We start from the raw sequence: 22,476 nt of genomic DNA, 5'->3' as shown, positions 1-22,476 counted from the left end.
AACATTTTACATCCTGAGCAAAAGTTGTCTATTTGGAATTGGTTTAATTCAACCACTTTATTTCGTAAGCAGCAATACACGTTTCCGATTTCATTGGCATAGTTAACATGGTTAATATACATAGCCATCCCTCCGCTTGCCCATTTAGTATGAGTATGGAAATTATACTGGATGTGAGCTGAAAAAAGGGCTCGAACGATGTTCACAAAATTGTGAGATTTTGACGAAAACCATTAAAATAATAACTGGCCCATTCATGACTTTATTTTCCTGTACTTGTTTCGCAAGTAAAAGCAGAAAATGAATGCGAACAATTCATCTGGGGGAAATGGATCATGAACCGAGTCCGTACATGCCTTGGCGATTTTTATTGCTTGTACTTTGGTGTGGGTTGGGCAAGGGGCATTAGCGGAACCGGCTCATAAAGCCGTTTTAACCGTGAAAACTTCCCTTGATTCCGAACTCGAGACAAACCTGGAGCTGACGAATAACTTCGAACGCTTCCTGAAGCACGGTCAGCGTAAATCTGTCCAAAACATCCCCGTTCTGGATACTTACTTGACCCTAAATCGTAATGGAGAGCATCTCACCTTTCTGGTTGACCAGGCAGGCAACTTATACGATGAGAAGACCCTTGAAATTATTTATCTTCAAGAGCACATAAAATCGGAACTCAGGAATTACGTCCATAGCTTGCGCTCCAAACACTATGGCCAAATGATCGAGTGGGATAATGCTTCAACCTTGATCCCGAAGCAAGCGAAGTTCAAAGTCGTCGACCTGGAAACCGGCCTCTCGTTTAACGTGCAGAGAAGAGCGGGAAGCAAACACGCGGATGTACAACCTTTGACCAAAGAAGATACCGCCATCATGAAACAAATCTACAACGGAGCCTGGAGCTGGCGGCGAAAAGCAATTATTGTTCAAACCGAGGATCAGCGGCTTGCCGCATCCATGCACGGCATGCCGCATGGCGGCGACGGCATTCCGGATAATGATTTTTCGGGCCATTTTTGTATCCATTTTACAGGAAGCTCTACCCACGGCTCCGGAAACGTTGATCCTGAACATCAGTTGATGGTATATAAGGCTGCCGGAAAATTAGTTGATTATTTCAATGAAGCTTCCCCTTATCAAATTGCGGACGCCTTTTTGATCGCATTAAACCTGAAGGAACCGCAAATCTTGAAAATGAGCTTTGCAGACGCCAAGGATCCGCAGCTTGATTATTTTCTGAAAGAAAAGGACCGGCTCAAAGGCATTCGCAAAAGATCCAGTCACGTTGACAAACCGTTCTCCGGTGTACTAGCTTTGGAATTTCCACTTGAAGTCAACATGTACCGGGAAAACAACCGCGTCGACAAAGCAACTTTTACGTTCCAAATGATCCGGGGATCTCTGCTGGAACCGTGGACCATTACATCCATCAGCATGGTTTCCTAAATAGGGGATCGGGCTAAACCCCTACCGTCTGGTGATTCATTCATAAAAACCAGGCATGCGGTAAATAAATATATTGTTGATTAATTGAACTGGAGGCAAATAAACCTATGTCACAATCGATTGAAGTTGCTTTACGAACGCTTCTTGCGGTTCTTGTGCTTTTTTTGTTAACGAAGCTGCTTGGCAAACGGCAAATATCCCAGCTTTCTTTTTTTGAATACATTACGGGCATTACGATCGGAAGCCTGGCTGCCTACGTTTCAATGGATTTAGATTCGATGTGGCATCTAGGTTTAATTTCACTGGTCGTTTGGGTATTGGTGTCGTTTCTTATTGAAATATTACAGATGAAAAGCAAAGTGTTCCGGGACTGGGTTGACGGAAAAGGAACCATTCTCATCAAGGATGGGAAAATAATGGAGGACAATCTAAAGAAAGAACGTCTCACAACCGATGAACTGCTGGAGCAGCTGCGTAAGAAAAATATATTTAAAGCGGCTGATGTTGAGTTTGCGGTCATGGAGCCCAGCGGCGAAATTAATGTGCTGGCAACCAAAGAAAACCAACCTTTAACCCCCAAGCATCTCGGTATTAAAGTAGGTCCCGAACAGGAACCGCAGACGGTTATTATGGACGGGAAAATGTTGGATGAGCCGCTGGCGACGATCGGATTAAGCCGGGAGTGGTTATACACCGAGCTGGAGAAGATCGGCGCTACCCTTGAGAATGTGTTCGTAGGGCAAGTTGATTCCTATGGTCAATTGTACGTCGACCTATATGACGATCAGCTCAAGGTTCCGCAGCCCCAGCTTAAGGCTACGCTGCTCGCCACCCTCAAGAAATGTGAAGCGGATCTTGAATTATATGGGCTTACAACGAAAGACGAGACGACGAAACAGATGTATGAACAGTGTTCCCATAAATTACAAAGAGTGATTACGGAAATTAGACCGTTATTGGTCAGCTAGACCGGGTCTCTCCATTATAACAGCATAGGAAACCACCGGATCGTGTTGGCCGGTGGTTTTATGCGTTCCCGCAGCCGATAGACGAGTATTAAAGCGCGATAAACAGCATACAATCAACAAACGACATTTCGGGGGAATGGGACATGGAGCAATGGGAAATCCGGCAGCCGAAACTGACGCATGTTCTTAAAAACACCGACGAAAACTTGTTTCAGGAGTTAGCGAAAGACTTCTCGGCAATTATTGGCTCCCCGGTTAAAGTATCCATTGTGAAAGAAAAGGAAAGATGGATGATTTTTTACAACCCTTCCGGCGAAGGCTTATTTCGCTTCTATATAAGCCTGCACGACCCGTCGATGAAGGAATACCTGACAAGCGATTTCGAGCTTGATCGCCCCGTCATTCAAATTCATGAATTGTTCGTCCACCCGATCGGACAGGGGCTCGGAACACAACTCATCTTCAAGCTGCTGGATCGTATCCAAGACACCAAGTTCGAGCTAATCGTATTGCGTGCAGAAAGTGAAAGAGCCGCACGGTTTTGGATCAAATTCGGATTTGAATACAAGGAGGATACGACCCCTTACATGCCATCCATGTCGCTTGATTTGGTGCCGATCCAACGAAGAACGACACCGGTTGTGAAAATACAATTTAAACAAACCTCGACTTGACCCAGGCCCGGATGCCCAACAGACGAAGCGAGCGGCGCGGCCGCAAACCTTTCCACGCGTCTAGCGGCCCGTCAGCCGGAAGCTTTTCCAGCCCGTGCGGCCGCTAACGAGTACTGTGAAGAAACTGTCTGCAAAAAAAAGCCGTTGTGGCCAAGTCCACCACACGGCTTTTCTCGCGTCTTAACCTCCATGCCTGCGCACTTTGCGTATATTCTTGCTCTTCTCTTCGGCCGCTTTAGCGTCGTCCTCCGCTTCCGAAACCCACAGCAAGCCCATACAAAGCAAGAACATCCCGCCGACCAACACCAGTCCAGGCATCAATAATCCTTGAACCTGTACATAAAGAACTCCGGCTATTGAGACCAAGAGGCCGGCAAACAAGCCCAGCCCGATCCGTTGGGCGGTTTGTCGCTTCAAGCGGAAACACCTCCTTAAACCAAAAGCATCTCTTCTCTTCTAGTCTATTCGACTGTCAGCCGCTTAGAAGCGGTGCTTCCGCCGTATAAAGCCGATCCATCAATAAAAAGACCTGTTCCATTCAGAACAGGTCCTTGTTTGTTATTCAGGGTAAGGAGGATAAGGGATTGGGGTCAAACTATTCGGTTTCTTCCGATACTTCTTCGGACAATACATCTTCCGTCACTTCGCCGGATGCGACTTCTTCAACAGCCTCTTCTTCCGAAGCGGCCTCTTCAGCTTGTTCCACAACTACTTGTTCCACAACTTCTTCTTCAGACCGTACTTTCTCGTCTTCTCCCATATGTAATCCCTCCCAATGTTCGCCTAGGTTACCTAGACGTACCCTTAGTATACGATAGAGGCATATGAAATTGATGTCGTTTCATGCGGGCGAAAATATTACATTTCGATTACAAAAAAAAGCAGGGACAGCCGCACCTGCATACCCATCTGAGCTTACTCCCTCAGCGCTTCGCTGAGCTTTGTCGACATCGACGGCTTCTGCGCAGTCGCCGCCTTCAGCAGCGCTGTCTTCAACCGTTTATTCTCCGCCCTTAGCCGCTCCACTTCCTCCAATAGACCATGGACGATACGTCCGGCTTCCGTCTGCGGCTCGGCACCGTCTCCGTCCAGCTGTCGTATCAGGTCTCTCCACGCTTCGATCTTATCCGCACTCATCCGCTTGTTACGCCCCTAACTTCGTATACTCAACAATAATCATCAATTCCGATTCCAGTCCGGTCGATTCCCTGTCATTTTTCCGCGAAAACGCGCATAACATGATAGTGCAAAATCACTCGAGTAAAGGAGACACACTATGTACTATTGTATCGCATGCCGTAAATTGCACCGGTTGAACGACGTGCCCGCCCAAATCGTCTTTAAGACAGGATTCCATATTGTCGACGTCACCCGTTACCCTGCGGGACTTTGTCTCGTTTCCCAATCGTTGCAGCAAGAGTTATCAAGCGCTTCGGCCTAGCACAGAAAAAGAAGGGCTGCGGCATGAAGCTCGATACGGCTTGTCAATAGCGCCGTCTCCAAGCCTTAACCGCAATCACGACGGAAAATACGAGCATCGCCAAGCCTACGAACACGCCGAACCCCATCACCAGCCAGCTCATCCAGTGCGCACGGGGTTCCGCCCCTTCGCATGCGCAAGCAAACGAGGGCAGCGTCATAAGGTCAAGTCCCCCGATCGTCATGGCGAACAGCACGGTCGCCAGCCCTCTTCTCCGTCGCTCCCATACGAAGCGCACTTTCCGTATACGTTGTCCTAGAAGTAACATAGTTGTATCCCTCTCTCATCGATGATCATCCCGTCTATCGTTAGACGAAATCGCTGCAGGGATTGTTCCACGACAACAGTAATGACCGTAATAAACGGAGCAAAAAGGCGCGTTATGCGCGCCCAACCGGTTTCATGGTCCGGAAAAGCGACGAAATACGCACCAGGGGGCCGCTGTTCGCATCGGGATTATCGTTTTTTTCGCGAATTCCAATCGATGATATTATCTTTCGGCTCGGTTATGTTGATCTCTTCATTTCGTATCATTTGCGATAGATCAGCAATCGTCTTGTCAAGCAGCTCGCCTTTATGTTTCGAGAACAGCCGGCGTCTTTCTTTGAGCAAAATTTCGAGCATCAACTTTTTTTGTTGCTTGCTGAACAGCATGGGCTATTTCACCTGCCGTTAATGGATTAAGGCTTACTTCTCCTCGAAGGTTAAGCATGGTTTGCCGGACGAGCGCCTGATCAGGCTTGAAGGCAATTCGCTCGTTTTAATGCCGTAAGAACGGCAGCCCCGAGGAAAATTCGGATCCCACGTGACATAGAAATGCTTGCATTTGTAACAATTGATCCGTGTTGTCGAAGATGGTTGCGATTGGTTTGCAGCCTGTCTCATCGTTTCCCTTACCGAGTCGATTGGAAAAATTCGATCCACTCGCCGTCCGGGCCGTAGAAGAAAAAGTACCTCGAGCCGTTCGGCAGCGTCGTAATTTCCTGATCGATGAGCCTTACGTCAAGCTCTTTAATCCGAGCAAATTCTTCTTCAATGTCGTCCACGGTAAACGCAATGTGATGCACTTTGCCTTCCGCCGGCAAGCCTTCATTGTAGCCCTGAATCAATTCCAGCTCCGTTTCCGCCTGTTGCCCGAAGCCTAAGAAAGCAAGCTGGATAACGCCGTTCGGATGATCTAACCGCCCCTTCAGCTCCAACCCTACGACTTCCTTATAAAAACGTACCGACGCATCGATGTCTTTCACCATAACACCGACATGCTCGATTTTTTTGCGTGCCACTGTATCCCTCTCCCTCGCCGTTTATTTCTCCAGATTCATCATCCCTGTCCATTATATCACATGCCTTCGCGCTTCACAGCCGCGAAAGGCAAAAAGCAGCACGAGTCCGCCGGTCCGGCGAAGCTCAGGCTGCTAGATCCGCTCCTCCTCATTCACAAAAACGGACGAGTAGCGTATAGGATCAGCTCGCTTGTCCGGCTTTCTAACAATCATCTCCTATTTCAGAGGCAATCCTGTTAGTATCTCCCTGATATTTTTTACCCGCGATTCGGCGCAAAGGCCGCGCAGCTCCCCGAACTGCACGAGCGAGGAGCTGGAGATCGACGTGACCCGCACCGTGCCGGCTCGAATAACAGGATCAACATTGACAACACGCATCTGGACATCCTCGTCCGGCAGCAGCTCTGGAATCGGCCTCCAGAACGTCGAGAATTTTGACAAATCGCCCTCACTGCCCGAGAAACGCGAGATTTCCCTCTGCACGGCAAATACCAAGCTTACCGGAGCAAAATAACGCAAATCGCCTACGAACAGCGAGGAGGCATACCCGATATCGTTAACCTTGACCGACTGCACCGTGCTTGTACGTTCGTTCGGTATCGGCACACTTATTCCTCTCCCGTTGGAACAATCATTGTCGGGCCGATGATCAACGATTCCGGCGGCGTGTCGAACACCGATGACAGCGAGATCGACTGAGTGTCTCCTATCAGCAGAACGGAGGCGCTCGCAACCCCGACCACTTTGATATCGCCGACGCATAACGATCTATTTTCCACCTGCAAATTCATTCGAATCATCCGACTTTCCCCCCTCGTCCTTCTGCTTCATCAAATACTGCTCAATCCCGGATCTTACATCATCAATGACTTTAGATGCGATCGCTTCCTCCTGCTCTTGTGTAAGAAGAAGCGTCTGCCCGTTTCCTCCGATCGATTGCATATAATACTCGATCCGCTGCCCGGTTTGCCCTTGCAGGTCGCCGATCATGAAATCTTGAAATTCTTCGCTCAAGTGGAGCTGATACCGGTCCTGCAGTTTCTCCATCTCGGCAGGCGCGGCTTGCAGCAGGAAGTCATCGACTCGCTTCTGAATGCGCTCGAACGACTCAGAACGGGCCGTATTCGTGTAGACCGTCTTGCCGCCGACCGCCAGGTCGTCGATGTTCTGAGCCCCCAGCCCCGCGGGCGCAATACCGACGTTCAGCGTGCCGTCCAGCTTCTCCACCTTCAGCTGATCGAAATTGTACTCGATCTTATCGATCCGTATGCGATCTTGCGACTTGACCTTGTCCAGCTCCTGCTCTAGGCCGTCGATCCGGCTCTCCAAGTAACGGATACGCTCAGTTTGCCACTTCAAATAGTCGTTCAGCTTCTGGAAATAGGACGCATATTCGGCGTACATGGCATATTCCTCCGTTTAAATGGTAGGGGAAGGCAGCGGCACCAACGGAAACGGAGAAGCTCCTTCGGGCCCTCCTACCTGCCCAAGCGCAGGCGCGGGCCCGGTAATCCCTCCGGTGTTATATAAATTGGAAAGTGCTCGAATCGTGCCCGCGGTTCCGATTTGCAGAATGGACGAGTTATTGATCGAGCCGACTTTAAGCTGATGGATCACGATATTTTGATGGACGGTGCAATTCGTCATGGCGGACGACACCTGCCTTAGTTGTTGAGTGCAATGTTGGAATCCGCAACTTCCTTGTCAATCGTATTGGTCGTGCTCACATAGTTATATGTACGCAAAAAGTCTCCGGTGTTGAACGATCCGGCGCCTGCGAACGTTTTCGCCGTCGAACGCGGCGCCAGCTGGATGGAGTCGCCGATATGCACAATAGAGCCCGAACTAACTCTGCTGATTTTGATCACGCCCACTATGGCCGGCATTATGCAGCACCCTACCTGTCATGGATTTGGTTCATTATATGAGAAGAACGGCGAAAGTATGTTTTGCTTTTCGCCTTAACACTCATGTCGAAGGCCACACGGTCATATAGTGTAGAAGGAAGGAGTGAGGCTATATGAGCGGATCGAATCCGAATCCTTATTTCGACATGAACTGGAAGCAGTTCGAACAATTTTTCGGAGGCAAAATGCCGTTTCCGCCACAACCGGGTTCAGGGGATACGGGACCGGCTGCCGCAGCCGGAGATTTGTCTTGGGTGGACGGGTACATTAAGGACGTGTTAAAAAAAACGATTCCGCAGATGGAAGTGCAGACGTTGAATCATCATTTTCACTCGGAAGTGTTCGATACCCATAATAACGTCATCGTCAAGGTGCATATCCCCGACCGTGCGCAAGTGCGAAAAATCCGGGTGCTGCTGAATACCGACCAACTGAGACTGGAAGGCCTTCCGGACGACAAGACGCAAACGATCGGGCTTCCCGGCTTCATCGTCCCAAGCAGCTGCAAAGCGGTCTATAAGAACGGCATACTGCAGCTTCATATGCGTAAACAAACGACGGAAAATCCATTCTACGAAATTGACGTCCGGTTTACGTGAGGATGCGCGGCAAAGGAAAGCACACCTGACTCGCTCCGCACGGAGACATGAGTGGTGTGCTCTTTTCTGTTGCTTCGTTAATTGTTGGCGGCATTGTTGCTGTCGGCGATATCAGGGTCCACTGAATTGGTAAAGCTGATCAGTGTAAAGGTCGCGCTGAAATCGCCCGTATTACTGCCGCCTGAACCTGAGTAAAATTTAAAGGTTGTTTTCGGATTAATTTGCAGCACGTCGCCAAACACCAGATCACCTTCATTGCCGGTAATTTTGATCGGAGCCAGTATGATTGAAGGCATGTCGTCCCTCCTCTTCCCTTGTGTGTTGTAAAGTATATGACGACGTTCAGCGAAACATCCCGACTTTCAGCAAGCGATCTAAGCTAAAGGCACGGGTTCGTCTGCGCAGAAGGCAAATGAAAAAAACTCCCTGGTTGTCCCGATGCCTAGCGCATCCGTTCATCCAAAGAGTTTCCTGACTTGTCGTACTGCCGAAGACCGGGGTCGAACCGGTACGGTAGTCACCTACCGCAGGATTTTAAGTCCTGTGCGTCTGCCTATTCCGCCACTCCGGCTTATGGTAACGTCGAAAAATCCCGACTTTTTTTATTATATCCACGATCCGGGGAAAAATCAATTGAAATTTTCACCTGGGCATGGATAAATCGGCAGCATACCGGAAATCATATCCTTACATTGGCAGACAAAAGCCAATGAACATTCAATCCAGGAGGGATTTCAGGCATGGCTACAGGAAGAAGTCGTTCCAATAATCAACTGGTCGTTCAGCAAGCGGCGTCTGCATTAGAGCAATTGAAGTATGAAGTAGCGCAAGAATTAGGCATTCAGGTTCCGCAAGACGGGTACTACGGCTATATGGCTACGCGCGATACAGGCGCTATCGGCGGTCACATCACCCGCAGACTGGTACAAATCGCAGAGCAGCAGCTGTCCGGACAAGCTTTCGGAAAGCGCTGATCGCGAAAATGGCTTTCCAACGAATCCTCCTCAGACATAAGGATGGTTTGTAACACATAAGTCCCCGCCCGGTTTATCCCGGCGGGGAATTTTCTGCGTATAAGATCCTTAGATCAAGAAGGGAGCCAGCCCGATGAGTCAACAACCCTATGAACAAGAACTCGCCAAAGCGCTGCTGGAAGCCGGCATGGAAGAACCCGAAATCAGGGAAACGGCACGCCGCCGGCTGCCCGCCAAGACCGAAATCCGCATCCAGGCCCAGTTCGATCCCGTCACTGAAGAAACGGAACTTTACCGGCGGTTGGCCCAAGAAATTGACGATCGTTACGACCGCTACGTTCAGGAATCAACAAACGAAGAGAATACTTGAAAATCCCTCCGGCGGCAGTATGGCCGCGGTGCCGGAGCTTAGGGAGCGAGCTCCCGGATGCTCGTTAACGTTTGAGTGATTTTATTGATCGTTTGCAGCATCGGGGAGTCCGCAAGCGCTTTGAAATCGATCACGTTCTGATTCATCTGCTCCAAATACAATGTCAATTCTTTCATTAAAGCTTCATTATGCGCGACCAACTGCTTATGAAGGTCTTGAGCCACTCTGGGAACTTCCAGACCGTTAAATCGCACGATGCCGTCCCTCATGCTCTCCAGCTCCTGTTGAAGCGCCGTTCTGGACGCAGGATCCAGCAGCGCTTGCTGAGCCAAGACCGGCACCTGCTCGGCAAAACCGCTCGCCCGATTCACAAAACTCGTCGCTTCATTGATGTAATCGAGCGTATGGTTCACTTCGTTAAGCGCCGAACAACCCGGCAGTATCCCGATAACGAGCGCCAATAGCAGCAAATAACGTTTCATGTCTTACCCTCCTCCTCGTTTCCCGCTATACGTTATACTACTTTGAAACCGGAGATTGGTTTCATAATCGGTACATCTGCGTCGTTCGACCGGATGAAAACCGTAGAGACAGGTACGAAGCGTTCTTGACATGACAAAAACCCTTGCTGAGCAAGGGTTTTTGTCATAGGGGTCAAGCGTGTCCGGACCCAGGGGGTTATTTGGCTTTGGCTTTGTTCGGGAACCATCTTTGCAGGCTGAGCTTTTTCGTGACGACCGTATCTTTTGGGGCTTCGTTCTGAAAATATACGAAAAGGTTTGTGATCCATTTGGATATCAGCATGATCGTTAAATAGCCTAGAAGTAAATAAAAGTAATTGGCTCCCTTATATAATTGAAATAAGCCGAAGGCCGATAAAGCGGGTTTAAACAAGAACGAAAGCAGCACGCTTAAAGCGGTCGCATATAAATAATAATTTTTATGTTTATGGAGCGTCCATTGATACACTAACATGTATACGACAGGAATAAATGAGGCGTCCAATGCGATACTGGTTATGGTTGACGGTATTGCTTGATAAGGATAATTCCATAACCCATTCTTGATGCCATAGGCATCGATATAGGTAAACCATACATGGACATTAAACCCAAAGAAACCGATTTGCAGTGCTCTTCGTTTGTCGATGAATACGTAAAGCACAATCAGAGGCACGATGAGCAGAGCCGCATAAAACCAAAATTGCCATGTGCTTATATTCGAATATTGTTGCCAATAGTTAAACCAAAGCAGGCTAAGATTTTCTTGCATCCTGTTGATTTGTTCAAGTTGTTTACTTTGTTCTGCCAACAAGACTTTCCCTCATTTCTTCGCTTTATTTCATCCATTAACATCTAGAATACCCACCCCCGTTTCGATTTATTTCTAATCAGATAAGGTATCAAGAAAAACGTTGATTCGACAACACCGTTCATCATCCTTTTTAACCAACTTCTTTTATAATTCATATATAAAACACCAGGAGGTGCTGTGCCTTGCCCTATTATCAATTCACTGAAATTTGGACACCCCTTAAATGGATCGGCATTCGCTTCTATTCAGATGGGGATGGGAATAAATGGATTAAAGTATGGCGCCGGTCAAGGCGATTGATTAAGTAAACGGCGGCAGGTCATCGCTAACTTCTCTCGCCTTCCGGGCAAAAAAAATAGCCCCGATCGACTCGGGACACAAAGTTCAGGCTCTTATAAGGTAGAATCCATCGTACTAACACGTTTACCAAAGTGGTATCTGGCTTTGGCCGCCAATCTCATTTTTTCCCTGGGACAAAGACAGTCTTCCATCATTAGTTCGTAATGTCTGGCCAGAAAGCGATGCCAGGCCATCTTAAACTCTTGTATCATTCATCATCAACCTCCTCTTGTCCCGCATGACATAACGGAGGCTATATTACGGCAGCTGGCTGACATATTGGAGATTCCAACGAAGTCCCTATAGCTTTGCGTCACCATTTTTCAATGGTTTTGCCATGATCGTCGTACATGCGGTTGATATCAATCAAATTATATCTAACTTGAAGAGGATTGCAATGCATCGTTTGTATGAATTTAGGTTTTTTTTGGAATTCCTAATTAGGCAATTTTTCCCTTGTTATTTTCATATTTTTATTCTACCTGTCGATATTCCTCACATTTTATACCGAATTATTGACTAAAACCTGTTGGCTTAGCTTCCGCTCGACTCCATAGCTAAGCAATGCCCCGGCGAGGCCGAGAATGGTAAGGATCGCTGCCAGCCACGGTACGGAAGTCAGACCGGCATACGTAATGGTCAGGCCACCGAGATAAGCGCCTGAAGCGTTGCCCAGGTTCAAGGCAGAATGGCTGGAGGTCGCTGCGAGCAGCGGCGCTTCATGCGCCAAATTCATGATGCGTACTTGGATGCCGGGCATGATGCCGAAGGCTGCGATTCCCCAGCAAAAGACGGTGATGACGGCAAGAACGGGATAACGGAGTGTTACGGTCAACAAGGAAAGAATGACCGCCAGTACAGCAAAGTTAACCATGACCGAAGGCATAAGCTTCCGGTCCGCCAGCTTGCCGCCTACTATATTCCCGATGGTCACTCCGAAACCGAACAACACTAGAATCCAGGTCACACTGTGTTCGGCAAAGCCGCTAATCGATTCCAGCATCGGTGTAATGTACGTAAAGACGGAGAACAGGCTCGCGCATCCCAATGCACCCGTAATCAGCATCAGCAGCACTTGCGGGTTCACCAGACTGCGGAACTCTTGGGCCAAACTGGACGGTTGATCTTGGCGGATGATGGGGATGAATCGAATAATGCCGATAAGAGAAAGGATCCCCAGTAAGGTAATCGCTCCGAACGAAGATCTCCACCCAAGCTGTTGACCAATGAAAGTTCCGAACGGTACGCCGATAATATTGGCCACGGTTATTCCGGCTAGTACCATGGATACGGCACCCGCCCGCTTCTCGGGTCGTACGAGACGGGCTGCTATAAGCGACCCGACGCCCAGGAATGATCCGTGAGCAAAGGCCGTCATAATTCGCGCGGCAATAAGCAAATAGTAGGTAGGAGCCACCGCTGACAAGGCGTTGCCGGCAATGAAGATACACATGAGCAGAACGAGCAATTTTTTTTGCTGCATGCGGTGGGTAATCACGGTGAGCACGGGAGCGCCTACGGCGACACCGAGTGCGTAGCTCGTAATAAGCTGCCCGGCTTGCGGAATCGTAACGTGCAGATCGTCGGCGACGTTAGGCAGAAGACCCATAATAATAAACTCGGTCATGCCGATGGCGAAGGCTCCAATGGTGAGACATAAGAGGGATAACGGGAAACGGTCCTTCTTTTGCGGCAATGGAGCTTGGTTTTTTGATGAATTCATGTTAGATTTCCTCTTCCTATCCATAAATAATAACTGCCCGAATATGTCAATCAATAGGACATCCGAAAGGAGGAGGCAGCAAAAAAAGGCGAACTGCTTGGTGCGGTATCGCCTTTCTGCATCGGTGCAATAAATCGTGCGCTCCAGCTTCTTCAGCCGTAGGGAGTTCTTTCTATGATGTCATCCACAAATAAAGAAAAACCCTTGTTCGGCAAGGGTTTTCTTCGTATGGGCCCTGAGGGACTCGAACCCCCGACCAATCGGTTATGAGCCGACCGCTCTAACCAACTGAGCTAAGGGCCCTGGAGTTTGGTTGCGGGGGCAGGATTTGAACCTGCGGCCTTCGGGTTATGAGCCCGACGAGCTACCGGGCTGCTCCACCTCGCGCCATTGTGCTGTCGACAGCGACAAAAATAAATATACACCAAATAAATCCTCGCAGTCAAGCACAAATTTAAACGGTATACCGAACTCCAAAGCGCCCTTTTCTGGAGCGAAAAACTTCAACCTCAGAAGGGCATTCGTACCCGTAAATCCACCAATCTTCTTCCATCCGTTTAGCTAAGCAGCCTGCTTGAAACTTGCTCTCATATAATTTTACCCAATAGACCCATCTCAACAGTCCTCACCCCGCCTGGTTCCATAATGAAGAGGAAGCAATGCTTGTAGTGTAACCCAATAAAAGCACCCTTATTTCTAAGGATGCTTTCGCATAATTGTACAATTTCAGGAAAATCTATAGCCTCACCGAGCGGGCATCACCCTGCGTTCTTCTCCGGCGTCTCCAAATCCGGCACGATGGGAACAACGACGTTATCCTGCTCCTCCCGCTCTTGCTGGTCGCGTTGATGGTGAGCGATGCGGCTGGCAGCGGACGATGCAATACTGGCCACCAGGTCGTCCAGAAACGTATGCACGCCTCGGCCGTTCTTCGTGTCCAACTGCTTGATGATGCCGATTTTCTGTTTATCCAAATGGCCGAAGGTCGTAACTGCGATGCTGCCGTAACCGAAAACTGACCCGAGCGCCAATGTTTCATCGCAGCCGAACAAGCCTTCATCCGAAGCGATAATCGATTGAATCGGCTCAGACAGCAGGCCCTTTTCAGCCAACACATCGAGCTCTATACCTACGAGAATCGCATGCTGAAGCTCGCGCTTCTGCAGTACCGCATGGACCGCTTCCACGCATTGATCTATCGTGAGCGCCGCGTTGTAGGGCAATTGCATCTCCCGGACGATCAGGGCTATATCCTCTATGGTGACGCCGCGCTCCTGGAGCTTCCGGTAGACGGCGGCCTTGACTTCCTTGCTATGAACTTGACGATTCATGAATATCGCCCCTTTACATGAAGTGATTTCATTATACCATGGGATGTAACCGCTTGTACGCAGGTGTTTTTCGGAATTATCAAAAACGGCTCTTGGTCGTTCGCCCATTGTTCCAAAAACGTGTTACACTCCTTGGCTGTTGGTTTAATAAATGACAAACAGACATAAGGAGTGGAATCCATGTCCCTACGTCCACCTGCCATCTCGGCACTCCTCAGTCCCATCCTGATCTTCGGCTTCCTCTTCGGAACAACAGCTCACGCGGCATCGGCTTGGACAGAGCATACGTATATCGCGCACGGACTGGGAGAGCTCGACGGTACTGCGGCTGCGAACGCCGGCGACGCTTTAATTCGCAATTACGACAAGGGCTTTCGCGTATTCGAAGCCGACCTGATCCTAACGTCCGACGACAGACTCGTAGCCAGACACGACTGGTCTGACTATTTGTCCCGCCTGCTCAAGCAACCGGTTGCCTCCGAACAAACCCGCGATCAAGCGATGACAATCAACCAATTCAAAGAACGTCTAATCCTTGAAAAATATAAACCGCTGGAGATCAAAGAACTCCTTTACCTGCTTCAACTGCATCCGGGCGCCTACTTAATCACGGACACGAAGGAAACCGATCCGAAACTGGTAAAGATGCAGTTCCAGCAAATTATAGACGCGGCGAACGCGTTAGATCCGGCGCTGCTAGACCGGATCGTACCCGAGTTGTATACCCCCGAAATGATTCGCCAAGTGCGGCAAATTTATCCGTTCCCGTCCATCATCTATTCGTTGTATTTATCGTCCCTCAGTCATAGGGAGGTGATCCGGGTCGTGAAATCGTTCGGTATCGATACAATTGCCATGCCGGTCGAACGAGTCGATGCAGCCTGGATTCGACGTCTCGAGCAAGAAGGCGTCAAGGTATACGCCCATACTGTGAATGATCCGAAGGATGAAGAACGTCTTCGCCGATTGGGCGTGCATGGGATCTATACAGACAGCTTGCAGCCGCTGGAAGCGCCGGCTGCCAAATCGGCTTCGGAAGGTCCGGTGATCGCGAGCCCGGTGACGGCCGTTGCCGCCGCAACGGCCGAAGCACAAGCATCGACAACCGCTGAAGTGCACGAAGAAGCGGGCTTTGCGGAATGGCTCGTCGCCCTGATCAAGGCTTGGATCGCCTCGAAGTTCACGTAACCGCAAGCAGCTAAACAACAAAGCCGACCTCGAGAAGGTCGGCTTTGTTGCGTCTTATAGGAATGAGCGGAATTATTGCTTAAACTCGGCGAGTAACCGTTTCGCTTCGCCCGCAGGCGTTTGGAACGTTTCATAAATGCGAACTTTCATTCTTGGATCAAACGTTTCCGAAGCTCCGTTAATCGTGATGTTGTTCTCCCCGTTCACCAGACGCCCGGTTCCGTACAGGCTTCCGCTTGCCGAGCCGACAAGGCGGTCGGAGGAATCGTACAGCTCGAAGAACAGATTCGAGAAGTTCGGGTCTAACTGAACCTGCTCATCGCGCTGAATCGCCAGATCCAGCTTCAGACGGTACGCATAACGGTATTGCGTCGTCGGGCCGTAATCGGAAACGAGATGCCAATCCTTCACCTTCACATCGAACGGATATAGGCTGAATTTGCCTTTCTCAGGAGCTTGAAGCTCCGTCGAGAACACGGCAACCGTCGATTTGTAAGGGGCAGCGGACGTCGTATCCTGGATCTTCATGACAAGCCCATTGCCTTTCTCCGATACCGGCACTGTGAAGCTGTAGCTGACCGTCAGCGAAGAGTTCGGCATGACCGTCCGCGTGACGACGTTCTGACGGCTTCCGGCATATTCGTAACCGTCCGTGCTAACCAGATCCGCTTGGAACGTTGGCAGCGCAACCGGTTTGCTGGAGTTATTCGTCAATTTAAATTTGGCCGTTACATGTTTGTTGCCGGCCTCTTCGTTCTCGTCCATCACAAACTCGACAACCGACACTTGCATATCCGGATGAATCAGCTCGCTCAGCTTGTCGAACGCAATCGGCGTCCCGATCTTATACGCGGCAACGCCTGTCGTTACTGCGTTCGAAGGCAGTATGATATTCAGTCGGCCGACATTGAAATTCGTAACGCCGCCCGCTTGCGCGAACGACTCCCGGGTCAGCACGTTAAAGCTTTCGATCGTTGTATCCTGATCGACTGGAATCGCATAATGAATATATTTCTCTTCCTTCGGTTCCAGTACGAGGCTGCGCTGCTCTACACGGGAACCTTCGTAAACCTTGCTGGCGCTCTTGCCGTCGATTCCGAAGGCCGGGATCGTTTCCCGCTTGCCCGTCGGGTTGTAAGCCAGCAATTGAACGACAATCACGGTGCCCTGTTCAGTCGATTCCTTGTTCAAAGAAACCGGTGTGTATTGCAGCGGCGAGATCAGTCCCGGGATCGTAAACGATTCCGACCATTTCTTCAACGCCGCCGGATCCGTGATCGTCGTGTCGCTGCCTTGCCAAGAGACACCCTGAACCGGTATGCCGACGATCAGCGTCTCTTTCTTCGGATACACGTAATAATCGACATCCGTCCAGTTCACTTGAGACAAGACGACCTCGTCCGTCCGGTCGATCGTCGTCATGTAGCTTAATTCCGTCGTCGCTTTCGGTTGAAGCGATTTGGCATTGGCGGCGCTGCCCTGCAGCGTATACTCGATGCCTTCGTTCGTTCTAACGCGCAGTTCGTAGTCCGGTACGCGCGTAATGGCGCTGCCGTTATTTTTCAATCTCACGACTACGCCGATCCGCGTACCCGCATCGACACGCTCGTTCAATACACCCTTCACTTCAACGTCCAGCAAATCAGTCAACTTATAGGAAACGACAGCCGGTGCTCCGGCAGCGGCCGAATCGGCCGCAAGAGCCGAATAGCCGGTACCGAGAAGGGAGACAGAAATTACGACGGATGCTACAGATAATTTCAGTTTGTTGTTCACTTGTTTTCCTCCTGTCAAGTCCGCTCTGGCCTTACTTCGCCAGCTGCACTTTTTCTTTATCTTTGAGTTGGTTTTGGCCGGAAACGATCAACTGCTCGCCTTCCTTAACGCCCGAGATAATCTCTTGAATGGTCTCGTTCAAACGGCCGAGCTCCACTTTGCGCTTCTCCGCCGTGTCGCCGACCAGGACGAAGACGAACGTTTCGCTTCCTTCCCGCACGACGCTAAGCGTAGGAACCGTCACCACGACTTGATCGTTGTCATCGGTCAACAACACTTGCGCCTTCATGCCCGGTTTTAATTTCCGATCAGCATTCGCCACTTCCAGCTCCAGAGCGTACGATTTGGATTGTGCGCCCATGACATCCGCCAAATAAACGACTTTCGCCTTCGCCCGCTCCGTTTCGCCCGGAACGTAGAATTCGAGCTCCTGCTTGCCGCGGATCAGTTGAGCCGCCTCTTCGGTTAGCTCCGCTTTAATTTTCACCGGGTCGAGCTGTTGAATCGTCGCTCCCTTGAAGCCCGGACTAAGCGTCATCCCGATTTCCACAGGCAAATCCGTCAATACCCCACTGGCCGTCGCTTTCACCTCCGTGTTGTTCAGGCTGCGCTCCAATTCGCGAACCGTCACATCGGCCGTCTGCACGCCTTGCTCCAGCTGGGCGAGTTGATTCGTAGACTCGAACGTTTTCAGCTTTTGGCGGGAGCTTTCAAGATCCAGCTTCAAGTTGTTCAGTTGGGTTTCAAGCTGCTCCAGCTGAAATTTGGTCACAAGACCAAGGTCATAATCGTTGCGCATTTTGTTATAGGTTTTCTCGGTATCCCGGACCGCGGCTTCCAGCTTTGCGATGCCGTTCACCATATCTTGTTTGCCGTCAGCCAAATCCTTACGGGTTTTGGCCAATTGCTGCTGGCTGCCGTTCAATGCGATTTGCGCCTTCTCTTTGGAAATTTGCAAATCCGTCGGATCAAGGCGGAACAGCACATCGCCCTTCTCGACCACATCGCCGCGTTTTTTCAAAATTTCGAGCACATCGCCGTTCACTTTCGTGATTACATCCATTTGGACGGAGGCGACGACATCGGCCACTTGCTCAAGCGGATCCCCGATTTTCTTCTTCTCCACCGGTGAGACTTTCACGACCTTCAATTGCGATTCGGCAGCATTGGCAGCCGTCGGCTGAGCTGCCGGTTGTGCGGAACAGCCCGCGATGAGCGCCGTGCAGATCACAACGGCTCCCGCCACTTTGGTGCTGTGTTTCAACGTAGACTTCATTGTCGAATTCATGGACCGATTCTCCTTTTCCCTCTCTGTCAATCAACAAACCCTGATTCAGGTTTAATGAGCAGCCGTTGTCGCAGTGACGTCGACAGCTTTATTTTTTTTGCGGAACAAGCGGCGGACAACTCCGTTAATTAAATCGTAAGCGACCGGTACGACAACGAGTGTCAGGAGCGTAGAAGTCGTCAACCCGCCGATAACGACGACAGCAAGACCTTTGGAAATCAGCGCCCCCTTGGACAGTCCGAGAGCCAGCGGCATCAAGGCGATAATGGTAGCGCCGGCCGTCATAATGATCGGACGAAGACGCGTCAGGCCTGCTTCAATTAACGCTTCGCGGACTTCGTATCCTTCTTCGCGCAGCTGCTGTACCCGGTCGACGAGAACGATGGCGTTCGTTACGACGACCCCGATCAGCATAAGGAAGCCGATCAGCGACGTAATATTGATGGATTCGCCTGTAATCAGCAAGGCAATCAGCCCCCCGATAGCCGCAAGCGGAAGCGAGAACAGGATGGCGAGCGGCGCGGTGCCGTTGCCGAAGGCAAGTACCATGATCAGATACACAATGAAGACGGAAGCAATCATCGCAATAAACATTTGGTTAAAGCTCGTTTGAATGTCGTCCGTCACGCCCTTTACCTGCGTCCGTACGCCCGGAGGCAGCTCTAATGTATCAAGCGCTGCCGAAATTTTCGCGCTGACGCCGCCTTTGTCGATCGAATCGATCCTGGCCGTTACGTTCACATACTGCTCCTGCTGCTCTCGCGTGATGGAGACCGGAGCCTCAATCTGGCGCACTTTCGCCACCTCATTCAGCGCAACCTTGGAGCCGGAAGGCGTAATGATCGTAAAGCTGCCGATTTTATCGACCGAGTTTTTGAAGCTAGGATCGAGCATGACCTTCGTTTCAAACGTTGCGTTGTCGAATTTCAAATCGCCGATTTTTTCCTCTGCCAGCCAGGAGTGCACGCCTTCCATAATTTGCGCCGAAGAGAGGCCGAACAATCTGGCTTTGTTTTGATCGACGCTAATTTCGATTTCTTGCTTCGACTCGCTCAAGCTGTCTTTAATATCAATCATTTCCGGGAACTCTTTCATTTTGTCGCGGACCAATTGCGCGGCCTCACGCAAATAGTTCAGATCGTCCCCTTTCAACACATAGTTGAAGTCAGCGCCGCCGGAAGGAGGTCCTCCCATGGAAAGCACTGAACCGTCAACCTCGGAGCCTTTCGGCAGCAAGTATTCGATGTTCTTCTTAAAATCCTGAACGACATCCTTCGCATTAGAGTTCGCGGAAGCGACCGCAAAGAACGAAGAACGGTAGGCGATCCGGTCCGATCCCCCGTTGTAGCCGATGGACGATTCCACATAATCGAACGTCGGCTGACCCGCCGAATCCTTCGATTCGAACATCATCTTCTCGATTTCCTTCACTTTCTCGTTCATCGTTTCGATTGTCGTTTCGCGAGGCATTTTGATCGTCAACATCAGCATCTTATCCGATTCGCTCTCCGGCATGAAGCCCGAAGCCAGGAAAGGCACCGTACCGGCGACGGATATGACGAGCGCCAGCATGGCGATGAGCAGCGTCTTGATCCGGTTGCGAAGCGACCAGGTCAAAGCCTTCTTATATGTAAGCGTTAGTTTGCCGACGGGAGCCTCGTCGTGAGCTTTGATGTTCTTGCTGCCGAGCACAAGCAGCTTAGCCAGCATCGGGATTACGGTGACCGCAACCAAGAGCGAGGACAACAGCGCCACGGACAGCGTAATCGCGAACGGGCGGAACACTTCGCCCAGTACGCCGCTGACGAATGCGATCGGTCCGAATACCCCTACCGTCGTAATCGTCGACGAGGTAATGGCCGACGAAACTTGGGCGGTGGCCAGCTTGATGACCGACTCGTTTCGCTCCTGCGCCTTTTGCAGCTGGCTGTATATATTCTCGATAACGACGATACTGTCGTCGACGACCCGGCCGATGGCGATCGCCATGCCGCCCAGTGTCATAATGTTCAACGAGATGCCGAGCGGCGCCATGATAAGCAATGTAATTAAAGTTGATAACGGGATTGAGACTAAAACGATAATGGTCATCCGAACATTTCTAAGGAAGAGCAGGATCATGACCGAAGCCAAAATCGCACCGAGTGCTCCCTCCTTCAACATCCCGTTGATCGACTCTTTAATGTCAAGCGCGCCGTTGTAGATCGCTTGGAAGGTGATGTTCGGGTAATCCTTCTTCCAGCCTTCCATCAGCTTATCGGCTTCGTTGCCAAACTCGACGGCATTGGCATTTTTCGTCTTGAACAAGCGCACGCCGATCGCCGGTTGACCGTTAAGACGGGACAAGAAGGTGGATTCCGTGATTGCTTCCACTTTCGCGATATCCTTCAGCAGCAAGGTCGTACCGGTAGGGGCGGTAATTTTCATATTCTCCAAATTGTAAATCGTGTTCAAATCGCTCTTCACGCGAACCATCTGCTCGTTCCCGTTAAAGTCGACCGTTCCCGCAGGACTCGTCATCAAAGCGGCCCGAATGTTTTGCGACACCTGCGACGGGGTCAGGCCATAGTTCTGGATCGCGTTCGCGTTCAGCTTCATCGTCAGCACCGATTCCTGGTTGCCGATCGAATCTACGTGGTCGATCCCTTTCATGGCGTTGAAGCCCGGCAAAATGACGTCTTTGTACACTTTGTCAAGCTCTTGCTGACTCATCCCGTTCTTGGCGTAAACCGACAAGTAGTATACGGGCTCAGAAGCGAAACCAAACGTTTGCACTTTCGGCTTTTCCGAGGCGGAAGGCAGCTTGACGTTGGCGATCAAGCTCTCTACGTCCTTCTTGGCGTCGTCTGCCTTGATGCTCTGTTCAAGCTCGATCACGATTTGCGAAAAATTATCGCTGGACGTGGACTTCAAATTTTTAATCCCTTCGAGACTCGCGACCGCCTTCTCCAGCGGTTTCGTGACGTCTTCGAGCACGTCCTTCGGGGGCGCCGTATATTGCGTGTTGACGAGGACGACCGGAAACGAGATATCCGGCATGCTTTCTACTTTCAGCGTCGTCGCCGCGTAGGCCCCGCCTCCGAATAAGAGAAGAACAATGATGATAACGGCCGTGATGTTCTTCATGGAAAAACTTGTTAATTGATTCATCTCTCTACTCCTCCATTAGAAATGCTGACAACTTAGACGCAGCTTTCGGAGGGTCCCCTTCATTTTTTTGAAAATGTTTTTCGGCTAGAAGGCGATCCTTCGTCAAACTTTTTCGTCAAGCTTCTTCTTCAAGCTTTTGTTTCACGAGCTGCCACTCCTCTTCGATGCCTTCCAGCCGCGATAAAATAAGCTGATACATCGCCACTGCTTCCTTGTACCTCCGCTTGGCAGCCTCGTAGGAGGCGCGTTCTTCGGGCGGGAGATCCCCGATGGTTTCCATCGTCTCCAGCGTCGTTTGAACGTGGCGATTATAAATTTCAATCTTTTGCCTCGTCCCTCGAAGCGTGATGATGTTGACGTCGTCGGAGATGTAGTAATAATCTTTACGGTCGCTGCTGGTGGCAAGCTTGGTGCATAGCGCGTTTTTCTCCAGGGTGCGCACCTGCACGCTGACGGCCGCTTTCGTCACACCCAATTGATCGGCCATTTCCTGCAGACTGACCGGCTCGGATGCGAACAGCAGCAGCGAGAAAATTTTACCGACCAGCGGACTATAGCCCTCAGATTCGAAGGATAGAGACATCACGTTGCTTTCCGAACGCTTCAGGTCCGAGAACGAAACAGGTGGTGAATTCATCTTACATAGACTCCTCAGGGTTATGTATGTTT

General features: G+C 50.3%; 28 protein-coding genes, 3 tRNA genes and 1 riboswitch. Of the genes, 8 read left to right on the top strand and 23 right to left on the bottom strand.

Features of this window, described 5'->3' with window-relative positions; translation table 11 throughout:
* The first annotated feature begins 438 nt into the window (after positions 1-438).
* The 3 genes from ACZ439_RS23570 (at position 439) to ACZ439_RS23560 (ending at position 3,085) form a co-directional block, all read left to right on the top strand.
* The gene (locus ACZ439_RS23570; protein WP_201318417.1) at positions 439-1,443 is read left to right on the top strand and encodes a hypothetical protein; all 1,005 of its coding nucleotides are present in this window, start codon (positions 439-441) and stop codon (positions 1,441-1,443) included.
* 107 nt (positions 1,444-1,550) lie between these two features.
* On the top strand, positions 1,551-2,411 hold the full coding sequence (locus tag ACZ439_RS23565; RefSeq protein ID WP_464620281.1) for a DUF421 domain-containing protein: 861 nt from the start codon (positions 1,551-1,553) through the stop codon (positions 2,409-2,411).
* 143 nt (positions 2,412-2,554) lie between these two features.
* Positions 2,555-3,085, top strand: coding sequence for a GNAT family N-acetyltransferase (locus ACZ439_RS23560; RefSeq protein ID WP_127607329.1), 531 nt, complete (start codon positions 2,555-2,557; stop codon positions 3,083-3,085).
* 180 nt (positions 3,086-3,265) lie between these two features.
* Here the strand turns inward: ACZ439_RS23560 and ACZ439_RS23555 are convergent, their stop codons facing one another.
* The 3 genes from ACZ439_RS23555 to ACZ439_RS23545 all read right to left on the bottom strand — a co-directional run bounded on the left by ACZ439_RS23555 (position 3,266) and on the right by ACZ439_RS23545 (position 4,222).
* Positions 3,266-3,502: a hypothetical protein gene (locus ACZ439_RS23555; RefSeq protein WP_054795566.1), complete on the bottom strand. Its 237-nt coding sequence runs from the start codon at positions 3,500-3,502 to the stop codon at positions 3,266-3,268.
* 178 nt (positions 3,503-3,680) lie between these two features.
* The gene (locus ACZ439_RS23550) at positions 3,681-3,845 is read right to left on the bottom strand and encodes a hypothetical protein (protein ID WP_464620280.1); all 165 of its coding nucleotides are present in this window, start codon (positions 3,843-3,845) and stop codon (positions 3,681-3,683) included.
* A gap of 155 nt (positions 3,846-4,000) precedes the next feature.
* Entirely contained in the window at positions 4,001-4,222 is a 222-nt protein-coding gene (locus ACZ439_RS23545) for a hypothetical protein (RefSeq protein ID WP_054795565.1), read from the bottom strand.
* A 139-nt stretch (positions 4,223-4,361) separates the two neighbouring features.
* Between ACZ439_RS23545 and ACZ439_RS23540 the strand changes: the two genes are divergently transcribed.
* A complete protein-coding gene (locus ACZ439_RS23540) occupies positions 4,362-4,526 on the top strand; it encodes a DUF3973 domain-containing protein (RefSeq protein ID WP_201318415.1) in 165 nt (54 codons plus the stop codon).
* 43 nt (positions 4,527-4,569) lie between these two features.
* Here the strand turns inward: ACZ439_RS23540 and ACZ439_RS23535 are convergent, their stop codons facing one another.
* The 8 genes from ACZ439_RS23535 to ACZ439_RS23500 form a co-directional block, all read right to left on the bottom strand.
* Positions 4,570-4,833, bottom strand: coding sequence for a hypothetical protein (locus tag ACZ439_RS23535; RefSeq protein ID WP_464620279.1), 264 nt, complete (start codon positions 4,831-4,833; stop codon positions 4,570-4,572).
* Between the two features lie 188 nt (positions 4,834-5,021).
* On the bottom strand, positions 5,022-5,219 hold the full coding sequence (locus ACZ439_RS23530; RefSeq protein WP_127607321.1) for a hypothetical protein: 198 nt from the start codon (positions 5,217-5,219) through the stop codon (positions 5,022-5,024).
* Between the two features lie 239 nt (positions 5,220-5,458).
* Complete coding sequence (locus ACZ439_RS23525) at positions 5,459-5,848, bottom strand: VOC family protein (RefSeq protein WP_201318413.1); 390 nt, start codon at positions 5,846-5,848, stop codon at positions 5,459-5,461.
* A 216-nt stretch (positions 5,849-6,064) separates the two neighbouring features.
* Positions 6,065-6,454, bottom strand: coding sequence for a spore germination protein GerPE (locus tag ACZ439_RS23520; protein ID WP_464620278.1), 390 nt, complete (start codon positions 6,452-6,454; stop codon positions 6,065-6,067).
* Between the two features lie 2 nt (positions 6,455-6,456).
* Positions 6,457-6,639, bottom strand: coding sequence for a hypothetical protein (locus tag ACZ439_RS23515; RefSeq protein ID WP_054795562.1), 183 nt, complete (start codon positions 6,637-6,639; stop codon positions 6,457-6,459).
* Positions 6,617-7,252, bottom strand: a complete 636-nt coding sequence (gerPC, locus tag ACZ439_RS23510) for a spore germination protein GerPC (protein ID WP_054795561.1) — start codon at positions 7,250-7,252, stop codon at positions 6,617-6,619. The genes ACZ439_RS23515 and gerPC overlap by 23 nt, the downstream gene beginning before the upstream one ends.
* Positions 7,253-7,267: 15 nt before the next feature.
* Complete coding sequence (locus ACZ439_RS23505) at positions 7,268-7,495, bottom strand: spore germination protein GerPB (protein ID WP_054795560.1); 228 nt, start codon at positions 7,493-7,495, stop codon at positions 7,268-7,270.
* 17 nt (positions 7,496-7,512) lie between these two features.
* Positions 7,513-7,734 carry a spore germination protein gene (locus ACZ439_RS23500; RefSeq protein ID WP_054795559.1) on the bottom strand — a complete coding sequence of 74 codons (222 nt, stop codon included), beginning with the start codon at positions 7,732-7,734 and terminating at the stop codon, positions 7,513-7,515.
* Between the two features lie 134 nt (positions 7,735-7,868).
* Between ACZ439_RS23500 and ACZ439_RS23495 the strand changes: the two genes are divergently transcribed.
* Complete coding sequence (locus tag ACZ439_RS23495) at positions 7,869-8,354, top strand: Hsp20/alpha crystallin family protein (RefSeq protein ID WP_054795558.1); 486 nt, start codon at positions 7,869-7,871, stop codon at positions 8,352-8,354.
* Between the two features lie 77 nt (positions 8,355-8,431).
* Here ACZ439_RS23495 and ACZ439_RS23490 read toward each other — a convergent pair whose 3' ends face one another.
* Both ACZ439_RS23490 and ACZ439_RS23485 read right to left on the bottom strand, forming a co-directional pair.
* Positions 8,432-8,650: a spore germination protein gene (locus ACZ439_RS23490; protein ID WP_054795557.1), complete on the bottom strand. Its 219-nt coding sequence runs from the start codon at positions 8,648-8,650 to the stop codon at positions 8,432-8,434.
* Between the two features lie 189 nt (positions 8,651-8,839).
* Positions 8,840-8,925 (bottom strand) — tRNA-Leu (locus ACZ439_RS23485).
* A gap of 169 nt (positions 8,926-9,094) precedes the next feature.
* Here ACZ439_RS23485 and ACZ439_RS23480 point away from each other — a divergent pair.
* Complete coding sequence (locus tag ACZ439_RS23480) at positions 9,095-9,328, top strand: alpha/beta-type small acid-soluble spore protein (protein WP_054795556.1); 234 nt, start codon at positions 9,095-9,097, stop codon at positions 9,326-9,328.
* Positions 9,329-9,461: 133 nt separating this feature from the next.
* A complete protein-coding gene (locus tag ACZ439_RS23475; protein WP_054795555.1) occupies positions 9,462-9,698 on the top strand; it encodes a hypothetical protein in 237 nt (78 codons plus the stop codon).
* A 38-nt stretch (positions 9,699-9,736) separates the two neighbouring features.
* On the opposite strand, the gene ACZ439_RS23470 is transcribed toward ACZ439_RS23475, so the two are convergent.
* The 6 genes from ACZ439_RS23470 to ACZ439_RS23445 all read right to left on the bottom strand — a co-directional run bounded on the left by ACZ439_RS23470 (position 9,737) and on the right by ACZ439_RS23445 (position 14,405).
* The gene (locus ACZ439_RS23470) at positions 9,737-10,180 is read right to left on the bottom strand and encodes a DUF6376 family protein (protein WP_054795554.1); all 444 of its coding nucleotides are present in this window, start codon (positions 10,178-10,180) and stop codon (positions 9,737-9,739) included.
* Between the two features lie 196 nt (positions 10,181-10,376).
* Positions 10,377-11,012, bottom strand: coding sequence for a CBO0543 family protein (locus tag ACZ439_RS23465; RefSeq protein ID WP_464620277.1), 636 nt, complete (start codon positions 11,010-11,012; stop codon positions 10,377-10,379).
* Between the two features lie 598 nt (positions 11,013-11,610).
* Positions 11,611-11,698, bottom strand: a riboswitch (cyclic di-GMP riboswitch).
* Positions 11,699-11,853: 155 nt separating this feature from the next.
* The gene (locus ACZ439_RS23460) at positions 11,854-13,074 is read right to left on the bottom strand and encodes an MFS transporter (RefSeq protein WP_464620276.1); all 1,221 of its coding nucleotides are present in this window, start codon (positions 13,072-13,074) and stop codon (positions 11,854-11,856) included.
* A gap of 229 nt (positions 13,075-13,303) precedes the next feature.
* Positions 13,304-13,377, bottom strand: a tRNA-Ile gene (locus tag ACZ439_RS23455).
* A gap of 7 nt (positions 13,378-13,384) precedes the next feature.
* Positions 13,385-13,461, bottom strand: a tRNA-Met gene (locus ACZ439_RS23450).
* Positions 13,462-13,832: 371 nt separating this feature from the next.
* Positions 13,833-14,405, bottom strand: coding sequence for a phosphatidylglycerophosphatase A family protein (locus tag ACZ439_RS23445; protein ID WP_054795552.1), 573 nt, complete (start codon positions 14,403-14,405; stop codon positions 13,833-13,835).
* Between the two features lie 180 nt (positions 14,406-14,585).
* On the opposite strand from ACZ439_RS23445, the gene ACZ439_RS23440 reads away from it, so the two are divergent.
* Positions 14,586-15,593, top strand: coding sequence for a phosphatidylinositol-specific phospholipase C/glycerophosphodiester phosphodiesterase family protein (locus tag ACZ439_RS23440; RefSeq protein WP_464620275.1), 1,008 nt, complete (start codon positions 14,586-14,588; stop codon positions 15,591-15,593).
* A gap of 72 nt (positions 15,594-15,665) precedes the next feature.
* On the opposite strand, the gene ACZ439_RS23435 is transcribed toward ACZ439_RS23440, so the two are convergent.
* The 4 genes from ACZ439_RS23435 to ACZ439_RS23420 form a co-directional block, all read right to left on the bottom strand.
* Positions 15,666-17,369 carry a hypothetical protein gene (locus ACZ439_RS23435; RefSeq protein ID WP_054798723.1) on the bottom strand — a complete coding sequence of 568 codons (1,704 nt, stop codon included), beginning with the start codon at positions 17,367-17,369 and terminating at the stop codon, positions 15,666-15,668.
* Between the two features lie 31 nt (positions 17,370-17,400).
* Positions 17,401-18,657, bottom strand: a complete 1,257-nt coding sequence (locus ACZ439_RS23430) for an efflux RND transporter periplasmic adaptor subunit (RefSeq protein ID WP_127607302.1) — start codon at positions 18,655-18,657, stop codon at positions 17,401-17,403.
* A gap of 51 nt (positions 18,658-18,708) precedes the next feature.
* Positions 18,709-21,807, bottom strand: a complete 3,099-nt coding sequence (locus ACZ439_RS23425) for an efflux RND transporter permease subunit (protein WP_464620274.1) — start codon at positions 21,805-21,807, stop codon at positions 18,709-18,711.
* Positions 21,808-21,922: 115 nt separating this feature from the next.
* The gene (locus tag ACZ439_RS23420; RefSeq protein ID WP_054798722.1) at positions 21,923-22,444 is read right to left on the bottom strand and encodes a GbsR/MarR family transcriptional regulator; all 522 of its coding nucleotides are present in this window, start codon (positions 22,442-22,444) and stop codon (positions 21,923-21,925) included.
* Positions 22,445-22,476 lie beyond the last annotated feature (32 nt).

The sequence above is a fragment of the Paenibacillus sp. JCM 9796 genome, from assembly GCF_055379675.1.
Note: the sequence above shows the minus strand (reverse complement) of the source record. Positions and strands in the feature narration are given on the sequence as shown.